Genomic DNA, 19,039 nt, shown 5'->3' with positions numbered 1-19,039 from the left:
CCCCTCATACGGCTCAAGCATTTCATCACTCTTTCGAGCGGCTCTCAATAAATAGTCGTTGACAATAACGATGCACATAAGCCATATTATCAATTTCTTCCACACCTCCCTTGGATTTTGGAACTTTAAAGAAAATTTCTCTATCTTCTCCAAGTTCCATCGGGAGTCCACAGTGATGACAGCGTCCGTTTTGTTTCTTCCAAACAAGTTTAAAACGACCTGTCAACCGTTTCATACCATGATTAAAGGTTCGTTGAGCAAAATAGTCTGTATCCAAGTAAGGATTAGCGTTTTCTCTGACCTTTGTGTGTCTGACGATAGCAGTATGGTCAACTCGAATGAGTTCTTTATCGCCTGAAGCGAATACCCAACTTCGATTGCCTCTTCTATGCCAATACTTGGTCGAAATCCACCACTGACCTTTCTTTGGATGACGACGTTTTGCCCATCGCCACAATAATTCGTATATCTGATAGTCCAGATAGGAGAAGGCTTCACTAGCACAAACGGATTGGTGGTAGTTTGTCCATCCTCGTATCTGTTGATTCAGTTTCATGATTAGGACTTCTTGTTCCCATGCTTTTCCTCGCTTGAGAATGGTTTCTGAGAATTTACCAATAACTGTTTGAATAGAATTCTTAGAAGGTTTGACAATCAATTTCCCCTTGTACTTCCGAAAATTCCAACCAAGTAGGTCGAAACCATCGTTGATATGAGTTACCAATGTCTTTTCCTCTGACAGCTCTAAACCTCGTCCAAGCAGAAACTCTCTAATCAATTCTTTAGCCTCTAAAGCAATTTCTTGTGTCGCAGCTGTGACGATAAAATCATCCGCATAACGGATAAGATTGACTTTATGGCTATTCTTGAATCGAAGGTCGACTTTCCCTAAACGATTGGTGTGGAATCTATCTGATAAGACCTGTTGTAACCCATCTAGTGCCATATTGGCAAGGATAGGCGAAATGATACCACCTTGTGGTGTGCCGTCTTCCGTTGGGAATAACTCACCCTTGAACACAAAACCTGCTTTAAGGAATTGTTTCAAGATAGATTTATCCATCGGAATATTCTCTAAGAGCCAGTCATGACTGATATTGTCAAAACAGCCTTTAATATCCCCCTCTAAAATCCACTGAGGAGAAGCTTTTCGTGATAGTGCTGTGAAGATATATTCACAAGCGTCTTGACAGCTTCTTCCTTTTCGAAAACCGTATGATTTGGTATCTGCGGTTGTCTCTGCGATAGGTTCTAGTGCTAAAGCATAGAGTGCCTGCATAGCTCTATCGTACATGGTCGGAATCCCTAATGGACGTTTCTTCTTTTTCCCCTTTTTGTCGATGTAAACCCGTCTTAACGGACTGGCTTTGTAGCCTTTATCCGTTAGAGACAGGAGAGCTTCCATCTTTTGAGCAGGTGTCGTCCATAGTTCACCATCTATACCAGCTGTTTTCTTGCCTTTGTTAGTCGTTACTCGACGAACGGCAAGTGCCTTGGCATAGAACGAATGGGTTAGTAAATATTGAAGTCTTTTCACTGTGTTAGTGTGTTTGGCTTGAGTAGCCTTGACAATCCTGATTTGTAGCCTATTCACTTCTTGTTCTGCTCTCTTCCAATCAATGCTTTTCCATTGTTTCGCAAGCAGTTGCTTGTGTGATAACTTCTCAGCTTGTGCTGTCGTTGAATATTTATCATTCATAGGTTTACCTCCATTTCTTGTCATAAAATACCATAGGATAAGTCTGCACCCTTTCAGGTCAGGGCAAAGTTTGAACCCCTATCTCCTACCGTTACAGCTGGAGCATTCGCTTTTTATCCTTTCCTCTACCCTCTGTATCGTCTATCCCTCTTACGAGTTCAATACCTTCTAACGATTAAAAGGAATACATAGGGCTTACCAAGTTCCGTGTTATAAATAATTGTGAATACCTTAGGTGCCATCTTTGAGCCGGGAAGAATATGTCCATTTGTCATCAGGTTACGAAAGCCCCAATGACCTCCTCCGTACCTTTTGGTGTAAGTGTGTCAGCCTTATTTCACTTAGTCCCTGTAACGACTCTTGCGATGATTCACGTCTGTTCACCATAGTATTCTTATCCTAACAGTCCATCTGATTTAGGCTATCAGACTTTCCATATTGTCCCACAGGCTTCCCAACATGACCGTTACCAGTCAAGCAGGCTGTGGTAGGATTACTCCAAATGGATAGAGTAGCTAAACTAGCAATTTACAACACGACTTCTTGTCGCACTTCCGCTTCCGGATCTGCAATGATAATATCATCATCTGTAATCAAAAACGCATTAGTAATCTCTCTTTTGGCTGCAAAGGACTTTCCAGAACCCGGTGTTCCTAAGATTAGACCATTTGGGTTCTTTAATTTCTTCCTGTCCGCCATAATAATATTTCTGCTTAGTGCATTTAGTCCGTAATATAGGCTTTCTCCCTTGATAAAGAGTTCTTCCGTTGTAAATGGTATAAAGATAGCTGCTGCACTTGTAGTAAGTCCTCGTTCTATCTCCACTTCATTTATCCCAAGTGGAAGGCTTGCAACAAGCCCTTGTTCTTGTCTATAATTTAGGTTTTTCAAACTACAATTATGTCTATTTGCAATGGACTTTAAGGTAAATACCGTATTATCGAGTTTCCCCTTACTTTTACTCGTGTTCATAAATAAAATTGTTATGAGAAACATCTTTTCATCATGGTTTTGTAGTTCTGATAGCAAGTTCTTTGCCTCTGCACCATAAGTTACAAGGTCGCTTGGCAAGATATCCATATCATAGCCCGCACGAATAGCTTTTTTGTTTTCCTCAAGCTTCATCTTATCCAAATCCGTTATTTTTCTTTTTACATGTTTAATAGCTTCCATCTGGTCGATTGCTCTGATATGAAAGGTAACAATCATATTTTCTTCCAATGCCAAAAACTCTGATAACATCTCATCTTTAATATCTGATGCTAAAAGCTGCAAAAAATTTACTTCCGCAAAGACTTCTCCTGTCTTAAAATACGTCGGCTTGGAAAAGTTAAAAGACGGAGGTACAATGTATTCCTTAGTCGTCAGTCCGCTGTATTTCAAATCCTCAAAGGAAAAAACAAGTTTATCATTTGGATTTAAAATGTCATGAATTGTTTTAAGTCTTTCCTCTCCATCTAACACATAGGCTTTCACTCCCATCTGCTTAAAGTTGTTTAATACATCCATTTCCATTCGCTCTAATCTACTTTTTGCCTGCTTTAAGTCCTCCGCCTCTATGGTAAAGGTAATGTACATACTCTTGGATAATCCATTGTTTCCTTTAGAGCTTTGGTTTAAGAGTATTTGTCTATATTCGTTTCTAATTTCATTAAAATCATCTATATTTTCCTTAATATCAATCAGTTTATTGATTTCTTCATTTTCTCCGATACTGTTGATATAGCTGAACTCCACTTCCACAGATGAGTCAAAGAAATTTAGAAAAGAAGAAAATTCCGAAAATATTCCCTCTTGGTCTATTTCTTCCATTAAGCGATAGTTAATGTCCAAAAATCGAATGGTTTTATTAAACTTATTCTTTTCAATTTGACAAATCCCGTCTTTTAACATTCGCTTATATGGAATGGTATCCTGTACGGTTTCTTTTTTCTCCTCTTTCATAAAAAAAGGAAACCACCCATTCTTCTTCGATGATTTCCCTTTTGTTTTAGACTTTGTTTTTTTCTTTCCTGTTTTTTTAAGTTCGGATAACTCCTTTCTATTTTTCCTAAGCTCCAACTCATCCTTTTTAATTCGTTGTTCCTGTTTTTTTCTTTTGTCTTTGTTCAACTTTTTTCCTCCTTCCGCTTGCCTTATTTTTATTTCCTATATCTTGCTTTTTTGCTCTCTCTGTATGATAAATGCTCCTCGCTTTATATAGCCTGATCTTTTTACTTTTATGAAACTTGAGGATATATTCTAAATGTTTTTCAAAAGGTAAATTGTCCTTTTCATAAAGCGTTACAAAAAGAACAGGGAGAACTGCTATACTCATTACAATCATGGAAATATCTGTACTAAGAAAATTTTTACACAGCATATATACAGGAAAACCGATAAGCCCTGCTATGCTAAAACCTATAAGCTGCCTTTTTGTCATATTCAGGGCTACCTTGGTTTTTACTTTTGTAAGGTCTTTTGGTATCTTTACATAAGCCATAGCCTAACCTCTATTCTTTTTGCCGGTAATTTCTTCTCTTAGATCGGATAACTTTTCCATATGCTCCCAAAGTGAGATAATTTCTTCTTTACAGTTTTTCAGTTCTTCAACCAATGCTTTTACTTCACCTATTCTATCAATATCTCTTTTTACCAAATTTAAAGTTTCACTCATTGAAATTACTTCTTTTAGAAGAAAATCCATTACCTTTACCGATAAATCTCTAAACTCTTCTTGCTTTTCGTTCTCCGTCTTTGATTCATCTACTAAAAAATCTATTTCTCCTTTTCCTGTATCATCTTTATCATTTTCTGTAGCAAATTTATCGTTGACACAAGAATCTTCTTCTATTTCATCAAAATCAAAGTCAAAATCATCTTCTTCAAAATCGGATAATTTTTTCGTTTTCTTTTTTGATAGCACTGTAATAATCGTACCGATAGAAAGGGCTGAGCCTACTCCTATCAAAATCCCTGTTTTTTTATTTATTTTATTCATTCTTACCTCCAATAATTATATTTTTTGTTCTGATTATTTCATCAACTTTTGCTCATTTTGAACGAAAGTTCTTTAATGACTGTTTAAAATCGCCTTTGCTATACTTCCGGATTTCATCATCATTACTCCAAGAATCAATCCATATGCCAATACCTGTAAAATACTTGTGTGGATATCCGTAAAGTTTACGGTTTTGACTAAGACTGCGTAAATTCCAAAAAATATTAGGATGAAAAGTCCCTGAAGTCCAAGGGCAAATAGACTTTTTATATAGTTTGTTCCGATATTTGACCATTCTTTATTTCCCATCGTAGAAAATGGAATTGCCGCAACAGAGCAATAGATATATATCTCAATCATTCTTCCATATAGGATTACAGTAATTAAGATTGATAGAATCGTTAAAGAAAATTTAACTAATCCCGTCTCCAGTGCAATCCCAATGAGTGTTCCAAGTTCCTTTGTTTTAAGGGCTTCTACCATAGCATCAAAATTTCCCGGTGTGATATTCGCACTTGTCCCCACAACACCTGCCGCCTTTCCTATCATGGACTGTGCCACATCAAAGACTGCCATTGAAAAATCAAACGCATGAGACACAAGCCATACAGCTATCCACATTTTAATGATGTACTTAAAAAATTCAAAGGTATCCGTATCGTGCATAGAATTTTTTCTCATTACCACCTGAATCAGTTCTATACAAAGTATTGCGGTTAGAATTATCGCTGCTATGGGTAAAACAACATTGGTATTGATTGATTTAATGAAGGTAAAGACCTCCGAGTTCCAAGAACTCGGAGTCTTTCCCACTTCTCCTGCAACGGTTCCTACTTTATCATTAATATCCACGAGCATTGCAGAAAGATTATCTTTAATAATATCAATCATAATATCCTTGAAAAACTCTTCTATCTTTCCAAATAAATCAAACATTATCTCAAGACATTAGCAAGTAACGGAATTAGTTTCAGCCCTATTAAAACAATTCCTCCACCGCTCATCAATTGCTTGATGCCTTGTGATTTGGCACCGGGATTATCTGATCCGTATCCTTCAAGTAAGTTAATTACTCCCCATGCACCAAGTCCTGCACCGATTGCCATAACTAAAATTTTAAGCACATTTACTGCCTGTACAAAAAAATCCATAATTTATTCCTCCTTATTTTCCTGTTCTTTTTCATCTTCTACTTCTTTATCAATTTTATTGACATGCTTTACAATAAAGTTTCTGTATGTCTTACCCTCTTTTTGAACCTCTTTGTAATATCCGTAAACATGGATGAAATCTCCCTTTTCAAAGTCCTTTGTAATCTCCGCCTTTTCTCCATAAACATTACAGTTGATATACTCCTTCTTTTTTTCTCCATCTTTTCCCATCTTTCTAAAGAGTGTAAAGTTTGCAACTGTTACTTCTCCGTCTTTTCCTTGAATGGTTTTGATTTCTACATCATTGATTAAATTTCCGTTGATATTTAACATTTCTTTTTCCATATCTTTCCTCCATTTCATTTCTTTTGATTAATCAAAAAAGACCACGACTTTTTCTAATTTGTCATGGTCTTATCTATATATTCTTCATATTTCATTTTCACTTCTGTTCATTTTGAACAAAAGTAGGTGGACTTCTGTCTCTTGATCTCATTTAATAGCTTCTCCTTTTCAAAATATATATTAAAATAATCTTGACTCAATTACCTCCTTTAACTGTAAAATATACTCATCACTATATTTTATAAATAAATTTTCCCTGCTCATCAATTTTAATTATTCTTTTGTTTTAATAATCAAATATCATTTATAATTACAATATATGATATAAATCTATATTATTTAAATATATATCAACCTCATATCTATGGTCGAGTATGGTTTTGCTCAAATTACTTTTTACCTTAAATTATACGGTCACCAATCCAATATTGTCGTAACACGGAGATTTTTATACATTAACTAAAGTTTTCTTATTATTACAATAAAACTAAATGAAATAATTTCTACTCCATTAACAATAAGAGGTTAGTAATACGCTAAAAATAGCGATACTAACCTCTCATTGAACATTTTGACTTTACAAATTAATGATGATTAATTTGCTTTAACTGAGTGCATTGCTGCTAATAGATCTGAATGCCTTTTTTCCGTAAATACTAAGCATATAGCAACACACCAGCACTTGCCCATCATGTTTGCTGAAGGAACTTCAATTTGTGCTATATTATTCTTATTTAGATCCATAACTACACCTCCTTTGTCTTATTTTAGTCTAAATTTTATATGAAGTTTCATAGACTAATCAAATTTGTTTAACATTACCTCTTAGTTCTTCCAATATCATGCTATGTATTTTATTCGTGCTATTGTGATCCATGGTAGAATACATAGATAAATCATCTTCTATAAGATATTTCATTGCATCTACATCATCTATTTGTAAATAATCCAATTTATTAGTTTCTAGATTCATATCACAAACAGTTCTAGCAATATGTATATAGCTTAATCTGCTATTATACTTATAATAGCAAATATTCTTCAAATAATTGATATTTTCAATATCATATTTTCCAGCATATACTGATAAAATTGTAATATCTGGAGTTATGGCACTAGTTATTACATATGAAGGGTATCCGAATAAATTATTATTTCTATTATCATGTTTTACTACACCACTCGGTGCAACAACAATTAATAAGTCCGGATTCTCATCCATATTAATTCTACTTAGCATATAATTATATCTCTTTACCTCATCATTAAAATTATTATTTAAAAAGGAAAATGTATTAAAACCGATTAATTTGTCTAAGCTATTACTAGATACAATCGATGGTTTATATCCCTCATTCTTAAAAAACTTATATAAACTCAACCCAACTCTAGTTTTATCACAGTTCTCGCCTAACCCCATAATTAATATAACTGGTTTATCAATATATTTTAATTCATATTGGCTTAAATCTATATTATCCTGAGCATAATAATCTATTAAAGTTTTTTTTGTATAATCAAAACAGTCTATATATTTTTTCAATTCATTGGTAAAAAATATCTCCTTTTCATATTTAATTATCTTTTCTACTATAAAATCTATGTACTTGTTTTTACCCATATTTGAAAAGCCATCGCTATATAACATCACACCATCAATATTTCTAAAATATTGATTATCATCCAGTATTTCATTATCCACAGATAAACATCCATATTTATTTGTCAATAATTCTCCAACTGACTTATTGTCATTTATGACACCTACTATCTCAAAATCTTTCAGCATATCTTTATTATCTAAAATATTTAGAACTTCATCACTGAAAGGATATACATATATTTTTTTCATAGTTCAATACTCCTCTTTATAGTCAAAACCTCTTTCCTTTAAAAAACAATACATCCTTAAATTAGCTAAAATATCTTGTTTTATAAATTTGCACTTTTTCAATTTATAATCTGCCACATAAGTGTCCGAATATCCGTCATCGGCACTTATAGGACATATAGAACATAGGTGAAATGCCCAACAATTTTTGCATATTTCCGATGTTGACTTACCTATATTCATCAAATACTTAATTTTTTCAAAATCAAATCCATCATATATACTCCCTATTTTTTGTATCTTAGATAATTCATTTGCCTTCTCACATGGATAAAAATCTCCATATACATTGATAAAAAGTTTTTTTAGTCCTGGTATGCAGGTTCCAGCTGGATGTTGTACACCTTTCGTAGACATCAATGGTGTTAAAAATTTTTTAAACATATAAATCTTTTCTATATTACCTTTATATTTAGTAATATCTTCTCTTATCATGCCTAATAAAAGTAACAGCGTTTTTACCATTTCATAATTTGCCTCTTCAAAAAAATCGTCCTCATACTCAATATTTTCCTCTGCATAGTTACTTGAAATTGTATTTAAACTCGTATTTCTTAATGTGAGATGATTGCTTCCATCTCTGATAAAATCAAATACTTTAGCATAATTAATTCCAGGTGGAATAACTACATTAAATCTTATTTCATCATATATATTAGGATATTTCTCTCGTATAATGTCTAAATTAGCATTCAATATACTAAAAGAACCTTTTCCATCTTTAAATTTTCTGTTAACATCATGAATCTCTTCTGGTCCATCTAAACTTACCAGTATTGTAAAATTTACATCTTTTATTTTTTCTATAAAGTCCTCAGTTAACAATGTCCCATTAGTTGTCAATCCAAAATACACCATATCTTTACCAAATCTATTTATAGCTTCTTCGACAGCAAACTCTACTAAATCTTCCCTTAAAAGAGGCTCACCACCATAAAAAGATATATATTTTTTTGAGTTATATGTTGAGTTATTTTCTAGTAAGTCTATACTCTTTTTTATAATTTCAATATCCATATCTTTTTTATGGTGTTTTCTATGAGACTTATATATTTTATTACCATCAGCAAAAGGACAATACGAACAAGATAAATTACATCCTTGTGTTATTTGTAGTACTATATTATTTACTCCCTTATTGAATTGCAGTTTTAACATCTCTGAATTATTATGCTCAATTTTATCAATTTCCATTGATTTCAAAAGTCCCTTTTTATTAAATCTATTCAAAATATCTTTATCACACATACTGTAACAACTATGTTCAGTATTACTTAATGCTTCATACTCTAATTCACTAATTCTATAAATAGAGTTTCGATTAGCTTCATATACATAATGCATATTTGAAGATGTTTTAAATGTTTTATAGCTCATAAATGCCCTCCTTTAATCTCAAAAATTCATTTATCCCATATAAGCATTTTCTACCATTTCATTAAAATCAGCATTTTTTCTAATAAGTTCTTTATACGAACCTTCAGATACTATTTCCCCATTTTTCAAAAACACAATTCTATTTAACTTCTCCAAAATTTCAGGTTGATGTGAAATTATAATGACAATATCAAAATTTTTATTTTTTATAATTTCATCAATTACTTTATGTGCAGATTGAATGTCATAGTTTGAGGTCGCTTCATCTAAAATCAACACTTTTGCCTCTGATTTAGATAGTGTTCTTGCCATTGAAAGTTTTTGTCTCTGCCCTCCTGACATCTTTTGCCCATCAAAGCCAACAACATAATCATATTTATCTTTCATATTTTTAATTGAATTTTCTAGACCAGATACATCACTAAAATGCTTTATATCTTCTTCAGTTAGTTCCCCAGTTATATTAATATTATTAGATATAGTATCATTAAATATGTAACTCTTTTGGCTCATTATCCCAAATAATCTTCTATAATCTTTTAACTTTATATCTCGTATATCAATGTTATTTATACATATTGTGCCTTCGTTACTATCATAGAATCTAGTTAGCAAATCAACTATAGTAGATTTCCCACATCCATTTTTTCCTGCAATTCCAATCACTTCACCTTTTCCTACTTCAAAATTAATTTTATTTAAAACCATTTTTTCACTTTCATCTTTTCCATAACTAAAAGATACATTTTTAAACTCTATTGAATCTACCGAAGGAATTCCAGATAAAGTAATTGCATTATCCCTTTCATATTCAACATCTGTTTCCATAAATCTTTCAAATCTATGTAATGATGGTGTTACAATAGATAGTTTATTTAATATACCCGAAATTATTTCTAATGGTTCGAAAATGAACGCAGCATAAGTAATAAAAGCTAATAAACCACCTATTGTCATTTCATTTCTAAAAGTAAGTAAAGCTCCTAAAAAATATATTCCCAAATTAGCAACTAACATTAACAAAGCTCCTAACAAAGCTTCTATATATCCATAATTCATCAATGTATACCTAATTTTCTTGAATATAGATAAGATACCTTTTAATTCCCCCTCCTTTTTATCAATCAAATCCCACATTTTTATCTCATATATACCAGAAACACAGTCTCCGATCCATTTAGAAAATTTGGTTTGCTCTATTAAAATTTCTTTATTGATTTTTATTTTTTTATTATAAAATTTTGTATTTAAAAATAACTTTAATGGTGCTACAACAACTAAAAGAAGCATCAGCTTAGGACTTATATAAAGTAATGCTATAAATCCCGATATCATCTTCATTAGATTAATTATTGATGTTAAAAACTGAATATCTATTAAAGATACTATATTACTAATATCTTGCATATTTTCGGCCAAAATTTCCGAAAAATTTTTTTCTTTGAAGTACTTTAATTTTATATTTAATACATGTGTCCAAGCTAATCTGTTCAATTCATTAGGCAATTCTGCACACAGAGGTTTGTAAAATATAAATTGAATAAATTCACTTAAATATTGTACGAAATATATCAAAGTAAACATAAGCAAATTTTTAATTAAGCTGCTCATATCTCTATTTAAAATACTTTCATCAACTAAATTTTTAGTTAAAAATGGAATAATAAAACCACAGAAAACTACTATAATAGTACATAAAATCATCATAATAATATTTTTAATATATGGTTTAAATAACTGTATAATCCATTTTTTAACTATTTTATCTTTCATCTAATCACCTGCCATCAATACACTCTTCTATAACAACACATAGATTATTGATACTTAATATTTTCGTTTTATTAATAAAGTCTAAATCAATTTCTAATTTAAATATCTCAGCTATTTCTTCTAAAAAACAAACCACATCTATCGGCTGTAAAATACCGTATATATTCACATTTTTATCAATATCACTTGTCATTACGTATTTTTTTGCAATATCACATATAGTTTTCTCCATACTAACCACCTTATATCTATAAATTTATAATTCTTGTCTATTAAATAATACAATTCCTATTAATGCCGTTATAATAAAAACAACAAATCCTGAAACAATCATGTTAGGAACAAGCTCTAATCCTGTACTTTTAGCAAATAAACCTATTTCAGTCAAAGTAAATCTACCTATTAATTCATCTAAATTAATTCTGGACAGTATATTTAAAATAAATCTGGTTAAATCTTGTTCAAACAGTATGTATATTATAGATATCAAAACACTCAACATATGATTTTTTATAGATATCGCTAAGCAAGTTACAGTACAAGGAATCACAAAATAAATAATCATCCCCTTGCAAAGTATACTTACAATATTATAAAAAAGTATTTTTTCTCCTAACAAAATAGATATTATGTATACTGGTATTTCATACGATAAGAATATCAACATACCAGTCAATAAGGAAAATAATAATCTACAAAAATATATCTTAACTCTACTGTTTCCTGCATGAATAGGTTGCTGCCATGTTTTGTACTGATAATCCTGTGATATGAATACAGAAACAAGAATTGTTATAAGTAATCCTATCCCCTTCCTATAATCTATTCCATTTAAAGCAATTTCTTCTAGCGTCTTATACGTAGTAAGATTTCCAAATATAGATATGCCTATCTTATAATTACTCCCTATCAATAAAGATAGAACAACGCCAGAAATAAAAGTAAGTAGAGCTCCCACTTGCATATACCTACTATTTAAGGCTCTCAATAAATCTCTTTTAAATAAATCCATATTTACACATCCTTAACAACTTTATAGTAATATTCTTCCAAGTTCATATCATTTAACTGTGTTTTATCAATATTTATTATTTCAACTCCTTTTAATATTCCAAACCTATCACATATCTTTTCTAACTGTTCTGTATTATGACTGGTAATTATAATTGTTCTATTTAATTCTTTCGACAATAACTTTATTTTATTTTTTAGAATTAAAGAACTTTCTATATCCAATCCATTGAAAGGTTCATCTAAAATTATACATTCGGTGTTGGCCATAAATATCATTGCTAATTTTACTTTTTGCAACATCCCCAATGATAAATTGCTCATTTTTTTATGTAACATATTTTCTAAATCGAAATATAAAATCATTTCTTCTATATATTTTTTTCTTTCTGTTACACGTTTATAATATAAGTACGAACACAATTGCAAATTTGTTTTCACACTTAAATTCATATAACATGCTGGTGTATCAATTAGAGCTGATATTGTTTTATTTGTCGTATTGACTTCTATTCTCCTATTATAGTTACTAATAGGTATTAATCTTGTTATTATCTTTAGTAACGTTGTCTTTCCTATTCCGTTTTTACCAAGTAAACCATAAACTTCACCTTCCTTTATATCTATTGAAATATTTTTCAACACATCTTTCCCTTGATATATTTTATTTATATTTTTAACAGTTAATATATTCATAATTGCCCCTTCTTTCATGATATCATCAGCAAGCTAAACTATTCTTATTCCTATAAATACATAGGCTACTAATAAAATAGTTATTCCTATAATCACCGTTACAGCTGCACCTTTCAGCATAGATAATATAATTTTTCTATTCCATTTTTTTGATAAATTTTCCAAATCTATTCCTTCTTCCAAATTGCTTTTTTGATAATCTATATCAAGTTCTATATTCATATCATCCAACAATTTTCTACACTCTTCACAATTAGATAAGTGTTCTTCTACTAAACCCTTACTTTCTTCACTACAAACACCATCTTTATATAAAGGGAGCAGATCTTTAACAACTTCACAAGATATTTTCATTTCATTTCCTCCAGTAATCTATTCTTAGCTCTATAAAAGGTAACCCTCGCCCAACTATCTGTTTTGCCAAATATTTCTCCTATTTGTTTAAATGACAAATCGGCAAATACCCTTAAAGAAAAAACTTCTTTATATGGCTCATTTAATTTATGCAATAATAAATGTGCCCTCATGGTTTCCTCAGCATCTTCAAAATTTTTCTCAATATCTGTTGTAAAGTCAATTTGTTCGTAATCATCCAAATATACATTTTTACGTTCTTTTTTACAATGATTATAAAAAGTATTTTTAGCGATCTGACATAGCCAACTATAAACCTTACATTCCCCTTTAAAAGATTTATAGTTTTTCAAAGCTTTAAAAAAGGCTTCCTGTGTGATTTCTTCTGCTAAAGATTCATTTTTGCAAATACTTAATATATATAAATATACATCTTTAAAATATTGTTCATATACTTTTTTGTAATCATCTTGCATCCTACAACCACACCTCCTTTTTCATAAATAAGACAATTGAGTTTTGAAAATGTTACATTTTTTTGCACAATAAAAATAAAAAATATTCTGTATCAAATTCATCTAACTTTTTCTACATTAATCACCCTTGTGACTATCAAAATAAAAGACATCATTAGGTGTACATTCCAAAGCTTCACATATTTTTTCCAAATTTTTAAATGTTATTGGCTTATCTTTTCCCATGCTTGCCATAACATTAGTTGTAATTCCTGCCATAATAATAACATCTGTTTTTTTTAACCCCTTTTTTGCTAATTGTATCCATAAGGGTTTATAATTCACTGCCATAGTAATCCTCTTTTCTTTATTAATATATTATAAAAATTATAATATATTAATTGATATTATTCAATTTAAAATTGATTTTTAAGTCTTTCTTTGATCAATTATTCTATAATTTCATTGACTATACTTACCTTATTTATCCATATCCACCACTGTTATTTTCATGTTTTCTTTTAGATTAACTTTATCTTTTCTCTTTAGATATTTTTCTATATCAAAGGCATTTTTTTCGTTGTAATCCGAAAGCAATTTATAGTTCTTATGTTTTGTTATATCAAATTTATCGGAATAAAAAGGTCTTACTCCTCTTATTTCCAAGATACACTTTCCTCCGTCCATTACTTTCAGTTCATCTCTGCTCATCAGTTCCTTTCCAAGCTTTTGATAGTTTAGTCCAAATGATTTTTGATTCGATCTTGTTTCCGATGTATTGTAAAGGTCTATGGTTTCTTTTCCTAAGTTTTCGGACAGCTCTTTTATCGTCGTTCCTTCTTTTCCGCCCAAAAACAACTCGCTATCACAATTGCCCAGAATCGTGTCGGAATGGTCTTTATAGATTGCTTTTAATTGACTTTTTGCTTGTAGGATAATGCTTGCGGATATTTCTCTGGAACGAATAGTCGCAATGAGTTTTTCAAACTTGGGTATTTGACCAATATTGCTGAACTCATCAAGTAAACACCTTACATGAACAGGTAATCTTCCTCCGTAAACATCATCCGCCTTATCGCATAGAAGATTAAAAAGCTGGGTATACATCATCGCTACCACAAAGTTAAAGGTATCATCCGTATCTGAAATGATGATAAAAAGGGCTGTCTTTTTATCTCCTATGGTATCAAGTCCCATTTCATCATATTCCATAAGATTTCTTAACTCTTCAATATCAAATGCCGCAAGCCTTGCACCACAGCTAATCAATATACTTTTCGCCGTTTTTCCCGCAGCCAGTTTATATTTTCGATATTGTCTTACTGCAAAGTGATTCGGTTTTGTTTCTTCCAATTCATCAAAGATATAATCTACTGCATTTTTAAAGTTTTCATCTTCTTCTCTGACTTCACTGGCATCAATATAGGCAAGTAAGGTCTGAAAATTTTGTTCTTCTTCTGGTGCTTCGTAGTACAGATAACCTATTAAGGCTGTATAATACAAACGTTCGGCTTTCACCCAAAAATCTTCACTGGATTTTTCACCCTCTCCCTTTGTGTTTGCAATAATTGTCTGCACCAATTTTAATATATCTTTTTCACTTCTTAGATAAGAAAAAGGATTATAGTGCATGGATTTTTTGAAATTAATAGTGTTTAACACCTTAATATCATATCCATTTTTTTCTAACATTTTTCCACATTCAACAAGAACGGTTCCTTTTGGATCCGTTACAACATAGGATGAGTGCATTTGCATTAAGTTAGGTTTTAAGAAAAATCGTGTCTTTCCGCTTCCAGATCCACCTACTACAAGCACATTTTTATTGCGGGCAAATTTAGGGTTTTTGGGTCTACTATTCATCGTAATACGTTCCGTATTAGTTAAAAGTATGTTGTTTTCAAATTTTTCATCTGCGTAGGGCTCTATGTCTTTAGAATTTCCCCATCTTGCTGAACCGTATTCTACTCCTTGGCGAAATTTCTTTGCATTTTTCATTTTCGTATGAACAATGAATTTTATAAGAAAGGCTGTTACTATCCCTGCAAGTAAATCTGAGGGATAAATGCTTGGAATAAAACTCATTTTATGAATTTCCAATATCCCTTGAAAGATTTTATCTACGATATCTCCACCTACATATCTTCCTGTATGTGCGAAAAATATATTTCCTAGATAAAAGAAAAAGAGATAAGGTAGGTTTTGTAATACAAATCTTTTCTTATCTCTTATGTGAAATATATTTCTTATGTCCTTTAGTATTTCATTTACAATCCTCGTCTTTACCACTCCTTCCTGATTTAATCATTCTTGTCTTAAAATACCTTGAGTTTAAGTCCAAATACCGTAGTATTTTAATAACGAAAGTATTTCATATCTTCCCTTTGCTGTTGTAAAAATCTGTCTTCTGAACATTTCACCTTTGTTAGTTCTATTCGATTTTACTTGGAAATAAACACCTTTAAACTGATTTATCGGAAGTACAACACCTTCTTCGTCTTTATAAAAATATCTACTACGCAATAATGTCTTTATAAGAACCTTTTTAGATATACCAAATAGATTGGCTGTTTCTTTTAAGCTCATCAGATTTATTTCTTTACACAACGCTTCCAAAAAAATTCTTGTTGCAAATCTTAATTGCATTTCTTTTATACATCTTTCAAAAGCCGTTTTTATTTCTATCAAAGCATTTACAACTTCTTCATTTTCCTCTAAAAATTCAATAATTTCTTCTTCCAATTCATCTTTACCAACTAAATATTCCTTAACATTATTTTTCAATTATTTCACACTCCTTATAAACTCTGTTCTTTATGTTTTTCTTTGATTTTATCTTTTTGAGGCATATTCTTAATCTTATTTTTAAATCGGTTGAGTTTATTTATTACTGATTCTCTTTGTTTATCTTTCTCTGCAAATTTTGCTACAGCTTCTTTAAATGCCTGTTCCATTACCTTTTCATCTTTTGCCTGAAAGAAAATTATATTGTTTCCCGTAGTGAGATCTTTTTTGATACTGAATTTAACGCCATTTTTATTTAAATCTCTTTTTAGGTTCTTTAAGTCCACATCATTTAACTCTAAGGTTTCAACCTTCCCCTTTTTTACTAAATCTTTTACTGTAGTTGGCTTTTGCTTGCCGATGAAATCCTTTAAGCCATTTTTCTCTTTTTCCGCTTTGTTCAGTATCATTTTCATAAGTTTCACAACTTCTCTTGCCGTTAGATGAAGGGCTTTTTTCTTTACTGCAATTACTTGCTTTGTAACTTCTTCATTGATCAATATATCACCTACTTTCCATAAGTATTGTGTTTACCTTTCGTGCTTTTTCTTTCATCTTTGATATTCTTCTGTTTTCTCCTGTAAAAAGAATGGGTATTGCCATTTCCAGTATCCTTGAATAAATTCTCTGTTCTTTAAGATTATTCGGATTTGTAAGCTGTTTTGCACTAAGATTTGTAGTTAAAATAATCGGTTTATTTGCTCTGTATCTGCTGTCAATAATATTAAAAATATGCTCTGTGGCAAAAGGAGTATCTCTTTCCATTCCGAAATCATCAATGATAAGAAGTCTGTATTTATTGAGCTTTTCAACATACTTATTTTTGTTAATGTCCAAATTCATCATATCGTTTAGAATGGTGGCAAAGTTGGTCATTTTAACGGAGATTTCTTTTTCAATTAAGGCATTGGCTATTGCTGATGCTAAATAAGTTTTTCCGGTTCCCACAGGTCCTGTAAGTAATAATCCTATGTTTTCTTTTTCCATTTCCTCAAATTTTTTCACATAGTTTTCTCCGATTTTTCTATGCTCTAAACCACCATCTTCTGCATCAAAGGTCTGATTTTGCAACAGTTTATCTTCAAAAGCCTGTTTTCTTAAATCCGATAGGATTCTTTGATGCTCCAGTTCTTTCCAATGCTGTCTTTCTTTTTCCAATTCTTTTTCTCTGCAAATACAGTTTTTAGGTATTTTTCTTAAACTTCCTCCTATATTACTAATTTGCTGTTTGGGACTATGACATACTCCACAATACACAAGTCCGTCATTCTCATTGATATAATCTCCGTTTTTTTCGTTCAAAATATCTTTTTGCAAACGTTCAAATACTCCCCCAAAGATATTTCCTACACTGTCCATATGATTCCTCCATAATTTCTGTAATCTTTATAATTTCATTTCATTTTCCCAATTCTTAAACTCACTTTCCTTATCATCTTTACCTGCTATATGGTGTTGAAAATCTCCTGCCATATTTCCATGTCTTTGCTGTAATCAGTATCATTTGACTTTACTTCTGTTGTCATTCCTAAGATATTGACCGGTGAATTATACAAAAGGGATAGAAGATAGGCTCTTAAATTTGTAATTTTTCTTTTATTTTCATCAAGAACAAGTAGGACATAATTGATATGTTCTTTTTGTAGTGATAAAAACTGCTCTTTTACGGTTTCAAAAGCTATCATTCTGCGATTGATTCTTATATCTGTCTTACCTTGAATTGCCTCTGCCATTACTTTTATAGTAAGGTCAATTTTTTCTTTATCTTTCGATTGTTCTTTCACAAGAAAAGCGTAGTCTATATTTTGTTTTAGTATTTTTGTTATTTCTTCCATCTCCATATCCTGCTTTTGACTAAGTAAATCCCCCCTTATATTTTTTTCTCCTAAGGGGGATATGGGGGAGGTATTATTATACTCAGTATCACTATATTCAGTTTTATTAAGATTAGTCTTATTACATTGTGATTTACACAATTCTTGTTTTGTGAAATTCACATTTCTTGAATTGTGATTTTCATCATTCTTGAATTGTGATTTACATAATTCTTGTTTTGTGATTTCTTCTTGTATGTGAGTTTTCTCTTTTATTTCCTGAATAATAAAATTCTTTACATAGAGTATGTTGGGTTTACCAAGTCCTAATCTTTTCTTTTCGACAAGTCCTATTCCTTTTTTATCATCTAACTCCTGGAGGATTTTTGTTGCTTTCTGTGTAGCACAACACATGATTTCTGCAATTTCTTCTATGGTGAAAATGATATATACCTTATTTTCTTCATCAATCCAGTTATTTTTCATAGACAAGTTCATTCGGTCAAGTAAAATTCCATATAACACTTTGGCATCGCTGCTTAATTTGGAAAATATAGGATCTGTAAATAACAGTTTGGGAATACGGAAAAAAGAGAACTGCTCTGCTTCTTTTCCATAATAGTAGTTAAATTTTATACTCATACTCTCTACCTCCTCCTATGTTTTTAAGTATCAAAAAAGAGATAGCTGCTTTTCTTTGCTATCTCTT

Annotated in this window: 21 protein-coding genes and 1 pseudogene; all 22 read right to left on the bottom strand. The window is 31.1% G+C overall.

Annotation, left to right across the window (positions count from 1 at the left end; all coding sequences use genetic code 11):
• Positions 1–25 precede the first annotated feature (25 nt).
• Positions 26–1,699: a group II intron reverse transcriptase/maturase gene (ltrA, locus tag FGK96_RS04245; RefSeq protein ID WP_138081137.1), complete on the bottom strand. Its 1,674-nt coding sequence runs from the start codon at positions 1,697–1,699 to the stop codon at positions 26–28.
• 552 nt (positions 1,700–2,251) lie between these two features.
• Positions 2,252–3,811: pseudogene (locus FGK96_RS04240) on the bottom strand (VirB4-like conjugal transfer ATPase, CD1110 family); the annotation flags it as partial.
• Positions 3,771–4,181: a PrgI family protein gene (locus FGK96_RS04235; RefSeq protein WP_138081705.1), complete on the bottom strand. Its 411-nt coding sequence runs from the start codon at positions 4,179–4,181 to the stop codon at positions 3,771–3,773. The pseudogene FGK96_RS04240 and the gene FGK96_RS04235, both read right to left, overlap by 41 nt.
• Before the next feature lie 3 nt (positions 4,182–4,184).
• On the bottom strand, positions 4,185–4,679 hold the full coding sequence (locus tag FGK96_RS04230; protein ID WP_138081703.1) for a conjugal transfer protein: 495 nt from the start codon (positions 4,677–4,679) through the stop codon (positions 4,185–4,187).
• A gap of 72 nt (positions 4,680–4,751) precedes the next feature.
• Positions 4,752–5,615, bottom strand: a complete 864-nt coding sequence (locus FGK96_RS04225; protein WP_026624435.1) for a VirB6/TrbL-like conjugal transfer protein, CD1112 family — start codon at positions 5,613–5,615, stop codon at positions 4,752–4,754.
• Positions 5,615–5,830 (bottom strand): Maff2 family mobile element protein, encoded by a 216-nt coding sequence (locus FGK96_RS04220; RefSeq protein ID WP_012679632.1) that lies wholly within the window; start codon positions 5,828–5,830, stop codon positions 5,615–5,617. The genes FGK96_RS04225 and FGK96_RS04220 overlap by 1 nt, the downstream gene beginning before the upstream one ends.
• Before the next feature lie 3 nt (positions 5,831–5,833).
• On the bottom strand, positions 5,834–6,175 hold the full coding sequence (locus FGK96_RS04215; RefSeq protein WP_026624434.1) for a single-stranded DNA-binding protein: 342 nt from the start codon (positions 6,173–6,175) through the stop codon (positions 5,834–5,836).
• Positions 6,176–6,769: 594 nt separating this feature from the next.
• On the bottom strand, positions 6,770–6,919 hold the full coding sequence (locus FGK96_RS10440) for a hypothetical protein (RefSeq protein ID WP_172601592.1): 150 nt from the start codon (positions 6,917–6,919) through the stop codon (positions 6,770–6,772).
• Positions 6,920–6,977: 58 nt separating this feature from the next.
• A complete protein-coding gene (locus FGK96_RS04210) occupies positions 6,978–8,027 on the bottom strand; it encodes a hypothetical protein (protein WP_138081701.1) in 1,050 nt (349 codons plus the stop codon).
• Between the two features lie 3 nt (positions 8,028–8,030).
• The gene (locus FGK96_RS04205) at positions 8,031–9,443 is read right to left on the bottom strand and encodes a radical SAM protein (protein ID WP_138081699.1); all 1,413 of its coding nucleotides are present in this window, start codon (positions 9,441–9,443) and stop codon (positions 8,031–8,033) included.
• A 30-nt stretch (positions 9,444–9,473) separates the two neighbouring features.
• Positions 9,474–11,216, bottom strand: coding sequence for an ABC transporter ATP-binding protein (locus FGK96_RS04200; RefSeq protein WP_138081697.1), 1,743 nt, complete (start codon positions 11,214–11,216; stop codon positions 9,474–9,476).
• 4 nt (positions 11,217–11,220) lie between these two features.
• The gene (locus tag FGK96_RS04195; protein ID WP_138081695.1) at positions 11,221–11,448 is read right to left on the bottom strand and encodes a hypothetical protein; all 228 of its coding nucleotides are present in this window, start codon (positions 11,446–11,448) and stop codon (positions 11,221–11,223) included.
• Between the two features lie 24 nt (positions 11,449–11,472).
• Positions 11,473–12,228: a hypothetical protein gene (locus tag FGK96_RS04190; RefSeq protein ID WP_138081693.1), complete on the bottom strand. Its 756-nt coding sequence runs from the start codon at positions 12,226–12,228 to the stop codon at positions 11,473–11,475.
• 2 nt (positions 12,229–12,230) lie between these two features.
• Entirely contained in the window at positions 12,231–12,923 is a 693-nt protein-coding gene (locus tag FGK96_RS04185; protein ID WP_172601591.1) for an ABC transporter ATP-binding protein, read from the bottom strand.
• 33 nt (positions 12,924–12,956) lie between these two features.
• Positions 12,957–13,277 (bottom strand): zf-HC2 domain-containing protein, encoded by a 321-nt coding sequence (locus tag FGK96_RS04180; protein WP_138081689.1) that lies wholly within the window; start codon positions 13,275–13,277, stop codon positions 12,957–12,959.
• The gene (locus FGK96_RS04175) at positions 13,274–13,753 is read right to left on the bottom strand and encodes an RNA polymerase sigma factor (protein WP_138081687.1); all 480 of its coding nucleotides are present in this window, start codon (positions 13,751–13,753) and stop codon (positions 13,274–13,276) included. The genes FGK96_RS04180 and FGK96_RS04175 overlap by 4 nt, the downstream gene beginning before the upstream one ends.
• A gap of 117 nt (positions 13,754–13,870) precedes the next feature.
• Positions 13,871–14,083, bottom strand: a complete 213-nt coding sequence (locus FGK96_RS04170; protein ID WP_138081685.1) for a helix-turn-helix domain-containing protein — start codon at positions 14,081–14,083, stop codon at positions 13,871–13,873.
• Between the two features lie 129 nt (positions 14,084–14,212).
• Positions 14,213–16,006 carry a VirD4-like conjugal transfer protein, CD1115 family gene (locus FGK96_RS04165; protein ID WP_138083495.1) on the bottom strand — a complete coding sequence of 598 codons (1,794 nt, stop codon included), beginning with the start codon at positions 16,004–16,006 and terminating at the stop codon, positions 14,213–14,215.
• A 57-nt stretch (positions 16,007–16,063) separates the two neighbouring features.
• Positions 16,064–16,516 carry a phage antirepressor KilAC domain-containing protein gene (locus tag FGK96_RS04160; RefSeq protein ID WP_138081683.1) on the bottom strand — a complete coding sequence of 151 codons (453 nt, stop codon included), beginning with the start codon at positions 16,514–16,516 and terminating at the stop codon, positions 16,064–16,066.
• 14 nt (positions 16,517–16,530) lie between these two features.
• Positions 16,531–17,016: a PcfB family protein gene (locus FGK96_RS04155; protein ID WP_138081681.1), complete on the bottom strand. Its 486-nt coding sequence runs from the start codon at positions 17,014–17,016 to the stop codon at positions 16,531–16,533.
• Between the two features lie 4 nt (positions 17,017–17,020).
• Complete coding sequence (locus FGK96_RS04150) at positions 17,021–17,875, bottom strand: ATP-binding protein (protein WP_138081679.1); 855 nt, start codon at positions 17,873–17,875, stop codon at positions 17,021–17,023.
• A gap of 86 nt (positions 17,876–17,961) precedes the next feature.
• On the bottom strand, positions 17,962–18,972 hold the full coding sequence (locus tag FGK96_RS04145) for a replication initiator protein A (protein ID WP_138081677.1): 1,011 nt from the start codon (positions 18,970–18,972) through the stop codon (positions 17,962–17,964).
• Positions 18,973–19,039: the final 67 nt, after the last annotated feature.

Origin of the sequence: Streptococcus porcinus, assembly GCF_901542335.1 — a bacterium.
GTDB lineage: Bacteria > Bacillota > Bacilli > Lactobacillales > Streptococcaceae > Streptococcus > Streptococcus porcinus_A.
Note: the sequence above shows the minus strand (reverse complement) of the source record. Positions and strands in the feature narration are given on the sequence as shown.